This window comes from Brumimicrobium glaciale (assembly GCF_004152935.1).
GTDB lineage: Bacteria > Bacteroidota > Bacteroidia > Flavobacteriales_D > Crocinitomicaceae > Brumimicrobium > Brumimicrobium glaciale.
Genome location: NZ_SETE01000006.1, coordinates 157,864 through 171,018 on the forward strand (window position 1 = coordinate 157,864; position 13,155 = coordinate 171,018).

Annotated in this window: 5 protein-coding genes; all 5 read left to right on the plus strand. The window is 35.4% G+C overall.

Features of this window, described 5'->3' with window-relative positions:
* Window positions 1-66: 66 nt before the first annotated feature.
* The 5 genes from ERX46_RS14145 (at window position 67) to ERX46_RS14165 (ending at window position 12,892) form a co-directional block, all read left to right on the plus strand.
* On the plus strand, window positions 67-342 hold the full coding sequence (locus tag ERX46_RS14145) for a hypothetical protein (RefSeq protein WP_130094524.1): 276 nt from the start codon (window positions 67-69) through the stop codon (window positions 340-342).
* Window positions 343-485: 143 nt separating this feature from the next.
* Window positions 486-6,893: a T9SS type B sorting domain-containing protein gene (locus ERX46_RS14150; RefSeq protein ID WP_130094525.1), complete on the plus strand. Its 6,408-nt coding sequence runs from the start codon at window positions 486-488 to the stop codon at window positions 6,891-6,893.
* A gap of 126 nt (window positions 6,894-7,019) precedes the next feature.
* Complete coding sequence (locus ERX46_RS14155; protein WP_130094526.1) at window positions 7,020-9,227, plus strand: gliding motility-associated C-terminal domain-containing protein; 2,208 nt, start codon at window positions 7,020-7,022, stop codon at window positions 9,225-9,227.
* Window positions 9,220-10,629 (plus strand): PorP/SprF family type IX secretion system membrane protein, encoded by a 1,410-nt coding sequence (locus tag ERX46_RS14160; protein WP_130094527.1) that lies wholly within the window; start codon window positions 9,220-9,222, stop codon window positions 10,627-10,629. Before ERX46_RS14155 ends, ERX46_RS14160 begins: the two co-directional genes overlap by 8 nt.
* A 10-nt stretch (window positions 10,630-10,639) precedes the next feature.
* Window positions 10,640-12,892 carry a T9SS type A sorting domain-containing protein gene (locus ERX46_RS14165; RefSeq protein ID WP_165366241.1) on the plus strand — a complete coding sequence of 751 codons (2,253 nt, stop codon included), beginning with the start codon at window positions 10,640-10,642 and terminating at the stop codon, window positions 12,890-12,892.
* The last annotated feature ends 263 nt before the right edge of the window (window positions 12,893-13,155 follow it).

Here is a 13,155-nt window from a genome sequence, read left to right on the forward strand (position 1 = left end):
AGAAATGCACATTCCTTAATTGGGATGTGCTTTTTGTTTTAGGCAAAATTATGAATGCTATATCGGATGTTTTTATCAATTCCAGCTCAAAATCAAATCGAAAAAGGAAGTTTAAATGCCGAAGTAAAAATAGTATCTATAAATTATTCGGGACCTCAAAACAGCGCTTTGTCCTATGAAATGCTAGAATCGTTAAAACCAGGACGAAATTATACTTGGAATGTAAATTATCAACGAAACATTTCTAAAAACCTACAAATCAGTTTGCAGTATAACGGTAGACAGTCAGAAAACAGCAAAACTATTCATTCTGGTGGGGTAGAAGTAAGAGCATTCTTTTAAATTCCTTGGATTATTGAAAAAAGTTTTTTAGCTTAGCTTACGACAATTAGAAATAAAGGATTTTCTTTTCGCAAAAATAAATTGCAACCTTATTTTAATTGTCACGTTAAAAAAGAGACCCTACTCAATTTATTACTACGATTATGAAGAATTCAAGTTTTAACGCTTTGGCATTTATATTATTATTGTTTAGCTTCTTCTTTTTTACTAAAGAAGTAAAAGCTTCGCACGTTGCAGGGGGATATATTCAAATAGAATGTACTGGTGTGCCAGGAGTTTATAATGTGAGTTTAGTACTTTACCGGGATTGTTCAGGTGTTAATTTAGGAAATAACGCAAATATTAACTTTACTAATACTTGCGGTCTGAACAACATCAATGTTAATCTTACTAGAGTTTCTCAAACGGAAGTTTCTCAGGTTTGTATCCAACAAGCTGGAAATACTACCTGTAATAATGGACCGCTACCGGGTTATGAAGAACATGTTTTTGAAGGAACCGTTAATCTTGGTGATTGTGATACTTGGACCGCTAATTATAATCTTTGTTGTAGAAATACAGTGATTAATCTTGTAAATGATGATCCTTTTAATGTTTCAACACAAATAAATACAGCCACAGATAATTGTAATGATACACCAAGTATAACTGCTCAGCCAGAACCTTATGTTTGTATAAATCAGCCTGTTTCTTACAACTTAGGAGCCTTTGAACCAAACGGTGATTCAATAGTATATTCTTTAGTTGATGCCGTTCAGGGGATAAATAATCCAGTACCTTATACACCAGGTTATACCGGTGCAATTCCAATTACCGGTGCTGCAATAGATCCGGTTTCTGGAACCATTACTTTCACACCTACAATCGTTGGAGCTTTTGTTATCGTTATTCGAATGATTGAATACAATTCCAATGGAGATATTGTTACCATTACAGATTATGAATATCAGACTTATGTTGAGAACTGTAACAATCAAACTCCTCAACCTCCTGCTGCTGGTGTTACTAATGTTACGGGAAGTATTGTTCAAAATGGTCCAAATGATTTAACACTTTGTCAAGGTAATAATGGATGTTTTGATATTATTTTTAATGACCCAGATGGAACCAATGCTTTAACGGTTCAATCTAATATAGCGCAAGTACTTCCTGGAGCAACAGTTACGACATCAGGCTCTAATCCTTTAACATTAACCATTTGTTGGACACCAACAGTAACCCAAGGAACAGAAACTTTAAACTTTTTAGTTCAAGATGACGCTTGTCCAATTGTGGGTCAGAATAATTATGCTGTTACCATTAATGTTGTAGACCCTGGAATAACATCCGTTATTACAACTACAGAATTGTGTTTAGGAACTGATTTAGGAACTGCTACGATTTCCATGACAGGTGGTAATCCACCATTTGTTTATACTATTTCAGGAACTCAAACAGGAACAAATTCCACAGGTTTATTTGATAATCTACCACCTGGTAACTATAATTATACCGTAAATTCTGGCGGAGGTTGTGATGTTAATGGAACTTTTGTGATTGATCCTGGAGCTCCTCTTCCAGTCACAACTTCTTCAATTAATTTAACGTGTAATTCTTCTGGAGATGGATCAGCAACCATTACACCTTCAGGCGGTATTGCTCCTTTTACTTATGATTGGTCTCAAGGTGGAACTCCATTAACACAAAATACGCAAACGATTTCAGGTTTAACAGCAGGAACCTATGATGTTACTTTAACAGATAATATTGGGTGTACAACAGATGAGATAATAACAATCACTGAACCAACCGTTTTAACTGGAACTTTATTGCCAACTCCAGCAAATTGCAATGGAAGTTCGGATGGTGAAATCAATGTAAATACTGTTTCAGGAGGAACTTCTCCTTATGGATTCAGTTTGAACGGAGGAACTTCTCAATCAGGAACAAGCTTTAATGGTTTAACAGCTGGAAGTTATGAAGTTGAAATTTCTGATGACCATGGTTGTAGTTTAACATTAACGAGTGTTGTTACAGAACCAACAGCATTACTTATTAATATTGATATTAGCGAAGATGCAACTTGTGGTGCAAACTCAGGTTCAATCAATCTTTCTGCAACAGGAGGAATCTCTCCTTATACGTATTCCATCGGTGGAGCAAATCAGTCAACTGGCGTATTTACAAACTTAGCACCAAATACATATACGGTAACAGTAACTGATGGAAATGGATGTTCAAATTCTACAACAGTAACTATTGCAGATGTTATTGTTCCAACAGCAATTATAGATAATCAAATAAATTTAAGTTGTTTCGGAGGAAATAATGGGCAAGTAATTATTGGGACAACTAATGCAGTTGCTCCAATTACTTATTCTTTAAATGGTGGAACGCCTCAAGCATCAAATTCATTTGCTGGTTTAACTGCTGGAACTTATACAGTAGAAATGATTGATGGAAACGGATGTTTTGCAACGACAAATGTTACAATTACTCAGCCAGCTGTTATGAATTATACTACAACTCCAACCAACGCGTCTTGTCAAGGCGATTGTAATGGACAAATCGTTGTTGCTGCCTCTGGAGGAACTGCTCCTTATACTTTTTCAAGTAATAATGGAGTTTCATTTGGACCCAGTGCAACTTTAAATAATTTATGTGCTGGAAATATTCAAATCGTTGTAAGCGACCTCAATGGTTGTCTTGCTAATTCAGTAGTGAATATCGCAGAACCAACAGGATTAACCGCAACATTAACAGGAACAGACCCGGATTGTAATTTAGGTACAGATGGTGAAATTCAAGTAGCAGCATCGGGAGGAACATCACCGTATTTATATAGTGTAAACAATGGGACACCTCAGTCAAGTAATTTACTTACTGGTTTGAGTGCTGGAGTTTATAGTGTACTTGTGGAAGATGCAAACGGTTGTCAATACACAATTTCGCAAACGTTGTTTAACCCTCCAGGAATAACTCTTAATCAATTGTCAAATACTTCATCAAATTGTGGGAATAATGACGGTGAGTTAGAAGTTGGAGCGGTTGGAACAAATGGACCTTTTCAATATTCTATTAATGGTTCGGTAAATCAAGCAAGTGGAATATTTCCAAATATTACGGGAGGAAGTTACCAAGTTATAGTGACTAACACAATTGGATGTCAAGATTCATCTTTTTTTGGAATCAATGATATTCAAATGACAGGTACTTTAGTCAGCACAACAGATATTTCATGTTTCCAAGGTAGCGATGGTGCAGTGGAAGTAATAAATGTTGGTGGTGCATTGCCTATCGTATTCGAATTAGATAATAATGGTGCAACACAATCTACAGGAGTTTTCACAGGACTTTCTGCAGGTGGACATATTGCTACAATTGTGGATAACGGACTTTGTGTATTCACTATTCCTTTTACATTAATTCAGCCTGATAAAATTAATTTTGATGGAACTATTCAGAATGTAGATTGTAATGGAGCATCCACTGGACAAATAGCCTTAATAAATGTAGTTGGCGGAACAGGACTTTACGAATACAGTATTGATAATGGAAACACCTATCAACCTACAAGTACCTTCACTGGTTTGGCAGCAGGAACTCATACAATTACTGTTAGAGATGATGAAGGATGTACGGTTGATAAAGACTTCATAGTTCAAGAATCTTCATTAATAACGTTTACTGAAACGGTATTTGATTTGAATTGTAATAATGACAATACGGGTGTTATTCAATTGGCCGCTTCTAATGGTAATCCTGGATATACTTACAGTAACGACAATGGAATTAGCTTCCAAAATTCTTCAAGTTTCTTAGGGTTGTCAGCAGGTGCTTATACTATGTTTGTGCAAGATAATTTAGGTTGTCAAGTGTCAAGAAGTATCGTCGTGAATGAACCAGCACCAATTACTGCAACTTATGCTCTTCAAGATGCAACGTGTTTCGGAGTGTGTGATGGCGAAATTCAAATTACTGCGAACGGCGGAACACCTGGTTATACTTACAGTATTGACAATGGAATAAACACTACTGTAAATAATACAATTACAGGTATTTGTGCAAGTAGTTTTGATATTATAATTAAAGACGCCAATGGTTGTGTTAATACTACTAATCAAGCCATTAATGAACCTTCGCAAGTGGCATTTACAAGTGTTGAAACGCCTTCAACTTGTGAAGATCCAAACGGTGAAATTTCAATAACTGCAACAGGTGGAACGCCAGCCTATACTTATAGCATCAACAATGGAGCGTCATTTGTCGCTGGAAATTCTTTTACTGGATTATTAGCTGGAACTTTCAACTTAGTTGTTGAAGATAATAATGGTTGTCCTGCTACTGGAACGCAAATAGTAACCAATGAAGCGTCACCAACTATTTCAATGGCATTAGGAACTGATCCTTCTTGTAATGGAGGAGCAAATGGTCAAGTTATCGTTACAGCAATTGGCGGAACTGGAGGTTTGTTTTATTCAATTAACAGTGGCGCTCCTCAAGCGAGTGCAACTTTAACTGGATTAACTGCCGGGTCTTATAGTGTAACTGTAGAGGATGCAAATGGTTGTACAGATACAGAAACAGTTGTTTTGGGAGAGCCGACACCATTAACCTTTACATCAGTTCCAACAACATTGGCATGTTTCCAGAATTCTTCAGGAAGTATAGCTGTTACTGCATCTGGTGGAACTCCAGTTTACCAGTATTCGTTTAACGGAGGTTCAACTTTCAATGCTTCATCTTCAAATAACTTTATTGCGGCAGGCACTTACAATATTGTAGTTAAGGATGCTAATAATTGTCAGATTACTGGAACAGAAACAGTAACAGAGCCAACACAATTGGTGCTAGATAATGCGACAGTTACAGATGCGAATTGTAAAAGTGCTTGTGATGGTGAAATTCAATTGTCAGTTTCTGGCGGAATGGCTCCTTACACTTATGACTGGTTGCAAGGAGTTGCAGGTGTAAATGATGATTTGGCTACGCAATTGTGTGCTGGAACTTATGACTTTGTTATTGAAGATGACAACGGATGTCAAGTGATTGACAATGCTTTTGTAGATGAACCAGATTCAGTAATTCTTACAGACATATTTGAGACAAACATTACTTGTAATGGGGATTGTGACGGAGAAATTGAAGTAATTTCAGCTACTGCAACAGAATTCTCAATAGATGGAGGTACTACTTTCCAAACTGGAAATGTTTTTAGTAATATCTGTGCAAATGTTTACAATCTTGTTGCTAAGGATGCAGATGGTTGTTTGGTTGAACGTACAGTAGATATTTGGGAAGCAAATCAAATATCATTGGAATTAACAGATGATACTACCGTTTGTAATAACTTTAATTTCAAATTAGTGGGTACAGGATTGGGTGGAATTCAGCCTTACACATATCAGTGGAGTAACGGTGGTTCACTTACAGATACTTTAGATATTGTAGCTGCGCAAACAGATTCTTATTCGCTTGCAATATTTGACTTTAATGGGTGTACTGTACCCGCTGAAAATGTTACAGTGACTGTTATTCCATTGCTTGACATGAATATCGTTACAGATACTACAATTTGTCGAGAAGGAGTTGCTACAATTTCAGCGCAAGGAATTGATGGCTTACCAGCTTACGCGTATACTTGGAGCTCTGGTCAAACGACAAGCTCAATTGATGTTACTCCATCAGTCAATACTACTTATACAGCAACAGTTACTGATCAATGTGGTGACCAAGTTTCAATGGATGTAATCGTTGAATTATACCCTACACCAAGTGCTAATCTTGTCGCAGATAAGCTGAGTGGTTGTGTACCTTTAGATGTAAACTTCTTAAATATTACAAACCCAAGTGACGTTGGTTCAAATTGTGTTTGGACAATCAACGAGCAAACATTTAATGGTTGTACAGGTATTAATTACACTTTTACGGAGGGCGGTTGTTATGATGTTAACTTACAAATAGAATCACCATTTGGTTGCATGGGCGATACTACTTTCTTCGATTATATTTGTGTTGATGAATATCCAACAGCAAGTTTTAATTACTCACCAGATGCACCAACGACTATAAATAATATTGTTGACTTTACGAATACATCTGAAGGAGCAACAAATTATGAATGGACTTTCGAGAAAGAAGGTACTTCAAGTTTGATAAGCCCAACAATCACTTTCAGTAATATTGAGATTGGACAAGAAGTTACCGTTTGTTTAATTGCGACTTCCAGATTCGGATGTGAAGATGAAGTTTGTGATGACATCTTGTTTAAAGATGAGTTTATAGTTTATGTTCCTAACTCATTTACTCCTGATGGAGATAAATATAATCCAATGTTTAGCCCAAGATTTCCGCCAGATAGCGACATCATAGAATATCGCATGCAAATCTACAACAGATGGGGCGAAATCATGTTTGAGTCTTTTGATAGCCAAGTGGGATGGAGAGGAACTTATGGAACTGGTTCATCAAACATTGTAAAGGAAGGAACATATATTTGGAAAATTCAGATTGTTGAAGGAAGAGATTTAAAACAAAGAGAATTTATTGGTCATGTTACTTTATTGAAGTAAAACAAATAGAAATATCGAGATAAATTATAAATTATACCTACCTGCATCTAAATAAAGAAATTTCATTCATTCTCAGTAGTAGAAAAATCTACTGAGCATGAATGATAGGATTTATTGATAGAATTTATGATGCAAAAATGCTACTATATAATACTCTTTGCGCTTCTCTTATTTCAGAGTGGTTTTGCACAAGATGCCGCTATAACGACTGGAACTAGTCCTTTAAATGGCTGTAATCTTACCGCTACGGAAGATGTTAAACTCATCATTCTGAATAATTCGTCACTTGTAATTCCTTCAGGAAGTATTACAGTTAAATATACGGTAAATGGAAGTATTCCAATTGCTGAGGTTTTAACAACAAATTTATCTGGAGGAGCAACTTGGAATTTTACATTCAATGCAAAAGCAAATTTATCTAATTGTGGTGCATATACCTTGAAGACTTGGATAGAATATGCTGCAGATATTAATCTTATTAACGATACATTGGTTTGGTCAGTTCAAAATGATTGTACTGTTGTTCCTGGCCAAGTAGTGAATGACGAATTAGTTTGCCATGGAAATAATTCGAATACGCTCAACTTTATTAATTCACAAAATGGAAGTATTAGCAATTGGGTGTTCTCTGAAAACAATGGAGCTTCATGGAATCAAATTACGAATTCAACTTCAAATCACACATTTAATAATTTAATAACTGATACAAAATTCGCTGTCGCAATAGATGGTGGATTTTGTCCAAATGATACATCAAGCGCAGCAACAATTACGGTTCAACCCTTGCCGTTTTTAGGAACATTGTACGGTCAAGATTCACTTTGTGCGAGTAATCCAACTGGTGTTGTAGCACTTTCTGGAGCTTCGGGATCGATATTGGATTGGGAAAACAGTACCGATAACGGTAATACTTGGACGACAAGTGGAAATAATTCTACCCTTGAAAGCTTTTCAAATTTAAGCGGAACAACTTGGTTTCGAGCAATTATTGAGGATGGAATTTGTCCAAATGTTTACTCCGATACTTTTGTAGTACACATCGTTGAAGAAACGAATGCGGGTATTCTGGAAACAGACACTTTGATTTGTCAAGATGAGGTGGTAGATTTAACTTTAGGAACTTCGATTGGTGATGTAAGTCAATGGGAGAAGTCTGCTGATGGAATAACATGGACGACTATTTTACAAAGTAATCCAGTTTTTTCATACAACACAGGTGTTTTAACTAACCCAACTCATTATAGAGTATCGGTGAAAAACGGTATTTGTCCAGCCGAACTCTCCAATAGTATAATTGTTGATGTGCAAGACAATCCGTTTGGTGGCTCAGTTGCTGGCACAGATTCAGTTTGTGCTTCAGCAGCGAATGGAGTAATCGCATTAAATGGTAATTCAGGTGGAGTTATAGAATGGAGTTCATCAATCGATCAAGGACAAAACTGGATAATATTTCCATCAACGAACACCGTTTTGAATTATACGAATTTATCACAATCAATTTTATATAGGGCCTTAATAAATGGTGGAGCTTGTCCAAATATTTATTCTGACACAGCAGAAATAACCGTAATTGATGTTTCAAATGCTGGAAGTTTATTTGCGGATACTTCCATTTGTGAAGGAGAAGAATTAACACTATCTCAAATCAATATAAACGGTGCAATTGTTTCTTGGCAAAGTTCTCCAGACTTTACGAACTGGTCAAACATTAACAATACGGATAGCACTTATTTTATTAACTCATTAAGTGCATCTGGTCATTACCGTGTGATAGTTAAAAATGATATTTGTCCCAGTGATACTTCTAATTCCATTTTTGTAGAACTATTGTCTCTTCCGATAGCAGATGCAGGAATTGATGTTGAAATTACTTCGGGAGAATCTGCACAATTAAATGGAAGTGGCGGTCAATTTGGAATTTGGGAACCCGGTACAACTTTGAATGATTCAATAATTTATGACCCACTAGCAAATCCATTGAAAACAACAGAGTATTCTTTATTTGTGATTGGTAATAACGGATGTTTTGCTGCTGATCAAATGAGTGTTATCGTAAATGATCCAATTCCAGCTATTGAAATAACTAATCTTTTGACACCAAATAATGATGGGTTTAATGATTTTTGGTTTATTAAAGGGATTTCTTTTTATACAAATACAGAAGTTGAAGTTTACAATCTTTATGGTCAACAAGTTTATGTCAATAAGGATTATAAAAACAATTGGAATGGTGAATATAAAGGAAAGAGATTACCAGATGGAACTTACTTTTACTTTGTGAAGATAAAAGATGAGGTGATTAAAGGAGACTTAACAATTTTAGGAAATGACTAAATTAAGCACGCTTTTCTTAATGTTGAGTTTGGTATCTACTATTATAGTTGATGCACAACAGCTTCCATTCTATAATCATTCAATTATAAATCCTGTTGTTTACAATCCTGCTTATGCCGGTGAATCTGGAGATGTTAATGCGTATTTAACAAGAGGACAAAGATACATGGGACACGGTTCAGGAGCTGTCAACAATGCTTTGTCTTTAGAAGGAATGTCATTTATTCCCAATTCTGGATTTGGATTATTTATCGGTCAGCAATCTATTGGAGTTTATGACCAATTGAGTGCTCAATTAAGTTATTCTTATCATTTAAAATTGAATGAAAATCAGAAACTTAGTTTTGGATTAGCGGGTGGAGTTTTAGATAATAAAATTAATTTGGGTGAATTAAATATCATGCATGAAGATGATCCATTTCTCGTGGGAATGAAAAGATTTAAACCAACTTACGATTTTAATTTCGGAATCGCTTATGCTTTTGATAAGTTGAAACTTGGACTTTCAATTCCCCAACTTATTGGTCAGAAAGTAAGATTTAACAGACAAAATACCAGAGGATATTATTCTTTGTCTAGGCAATTAATGGTAACCGCTTCTTATGATGTGATTCTTAAAAACATCCCAAAAGTGAAGTTGGTTCCTTATTTAAAAATGCAATACACCAATGGAGCTCCAATTCAATATGACATTACTGCACAATTCGAGTATGAAAATGTAGGCTGGTTTTCAACTACCTATAAATCGGATTACGCTGTGCAATTTAATCTCGGAATACATGTGAAAAAGAACTTTCATGTAGGATATAGTTATGAATTAGTAGTGGGTTCGCTTAGGAATAATTACGCTGGAACAAATCATGAATTTCTATTGGGTTATACTTTTAAAAGTGGAGTAAGTAACGAAAAAATGATTCGAGCTGAGAAAGCAAATATCGACTTGCAAAAAGAAAATGAAAAGCTAAAACACAAGATTGATCTTCAGGAAGAAGAGCTAAAAAGTAATGAAGAGAATTACAAAAAACGTTTGAGAGCGCTTTTGTCAAATAGAAAAGATGCAAAATTCGAAGATAGTATGGCGATTGAGCAAGAAATGTTGACTTCTGATGATTTCAAGGGCACGGAAGATCGTTTCTTTATTGAAATGGACGGGTCTGAATCACCTGCTGGATATTATGTTGTGGTTGGTGTTTTTGCTATTCAAGACAATGTTGAAAAGAAAATTAAAAAAGTAAAACCATTATTTCCTGATGCTTATCAGGTAAATAATGAAAAGAACGCTTACAGTTATGCCATTATAAAATATTCAACCAACAAACAAGAAGCTTATCTAAATCTAAAAAAATACCGTAGCCAAACGCAGGATGAAGTTTGGTTGTTTAGTTATAAAATAGAAAAGTAAAATAATGAATATGAATAATAATCGCTTCACATTAGTTCTGTTGGGAGTCTTTTTATTAATTGGTTTGCCAACCTTGAGAGCACAATTTGATTTTGTCTATAACGACTCTATTTTAGTTGTGAAAAACAATGACACCATTTCTATGGCATGGTCTGGCGGTATGAGTCATCCACAATTTTCAACAATGGATATTGATTTTGATGGGAAGGAAGAACTCGTGTCTTTTGAACCAGAAAACGGAATGATCTTCGTCTACGAAAAATCATTAGTCAACGGATTGATTGTTTATAATTATATGCATGATAAAAGTAAACTTTTTCCTGCTGATGTAAGATACAGAATGAAATTGGTCGATTTTAATGGAGATGGCAAAAAAGATTTATTCACCTATGGTGTCGGTGGAATAAAAGTATATAAAAATACCGGCGATGCAAGCAACGGTTTGTCATGGGATTTATATCAAGATCCAATTATGACAGTCACCAATGGTGCATTGGTGAATTTATATTCTGCTTCTAATGAAATTCCAGCTTTTGTAGACATCGATGGTGACGGAGATATCGATGTGCTTACTTTTCATTCCTATATTTCTAGAGTCGAATGGCATAAAAACTTATCTATGGAAACTTATGGTCATTCTGATTCTTTAATTTTTGAATTAGAACAAGCATGTTGGGGAGATTTTATGGAAGACCCATCAGGAAATACAATTGACCTAAATAGTACTTTTGCTCCATGTGGAACATCTTTTAAGGTGATTGAAGAAGGTGGTCCTCGTCATTCTGGAGGTTCAATCTTGGCCCTGGATATAAATGGTTCTGGATTAAAAGACCTCATCATTGGGGATGTTTCTTACAATAACCTAACAATGTTGGTAAATGGTGGAACTACTCCAAATGATAATGCGTTAATGGTGAGTTTTGACGACACTTATCCGAGTACTGATGTTCCAGTCAATTTATCTAATTTTTTAACTGCTTATTACGAAGATGTAGACAATGATGGAATCAAGGATTTAATTGTTTCTACCACATCAAAGGGCGGTTCCGAAAACACAAAAGGCGTTTGGCTTTACAAAAATAAAGGAGCGAATGATCATCCAGATTTCCAATTCGTTGAAGAAGATTTTCTACAAAACGAAATGATTGACAATGGTAAAGGATCTATTCCTGTAATTGTTGATGTGAACAATGATGGATTAAAGGACTTATTGGTAGCCAATCACTATAATTTCCATGCTACACAAGGTAATTCCTCTCGCATGAATTATTATGAAAATATTGGCTCGCCTCAACAACCAGAATTCAAATTGATGAATGAAAATTGGGAGAATTTTCAAAATAGCGGTTTCTCTGGTAGAGTGAGTCCCTCTTTTGCAGATTTAGATGGAGATAATGATCAAGATATGATTGTTGGATTGAGCAATGGTAAACTTTACTTTTATGAAAATAGTGGAGGTACAGGAGCTATGGCTTTTAGTATTCCTCAGGTTCAATTAAAGGATAATAATGGCAATTTTATTACTGTTCCAAATTATTCTACTCCTGAGTTGTTTGATTTGGATAATGATGGATTAACAGATTTAATTATTGGACAAGGAAATGGGCCGCTTTTGTATTACAGAAACATTGGCACAGCGAATAATTATTCTTTTGAATTATCAAATCCTGATTTAGGAATGGTAGACCTTTCTACTGTCAGCTACCAGCAAACTATAGGAGTTCCTCGTTTTGTTCGAGAAAACGGAATTACCTATTTATTTACGGGTTCTCGCTCAGGTAATATTTCACTTTATTCGCGTATTGACGGATTTTTAGCACCTGGATTTTCTTTTCAATTGATCTCTGACAATTACGCAGGAATTAATACAAAAAGTTTTTCAGCACCATTCATAGCAAATATGAGAGATGATGATTCTTATGACCTATTTGTCGGAAATGAAGTGGGAGGATTGTGGAGTTTTAGACCTGGAGATACAGCTTCTCTTGATTTATCAAATGAAATTATGCAAACTCCTGTTGAGTTAATTATTTATCCGAATCCATCAAAAGGAGAGTTTGCGCTAGAACTATCAAATCTCAATGGACAAACTTATAATTATCGTGTGCTAGACCCGTTGGGTAGAATGATTAATTCAGGACATAATATAAATGAATCTAAACTTAATGTTCAATTACTTTATCCAGAATCTGGGATGTATTTTATCGAAGTAATTATTGTAAATAGTAATCTTAGAATAGTTAAGAAATTGTTGGTTAAGTAAATGTGGCTTCATTTTAATTGTCATTTCGCTATGTAAGGGAGGTCAATCCCTTTTTACTGGTTTAAAAGCGACCTCGTTTTCTCAGAGTCAACATCTACAATAAGGAGTAGTGAAAAAGGAGATTCTCAGTCGTTTTACTCCATCCGGAATGACAATGTAGGTTTGTTGGGGTGGTAGAAAGATGCAAAAGCGAAGCTTTTGCATCTTTCTACCAAAAAACGACTCAACTAATTGTCATTCCGACAATGCACAGCATTGAGGAA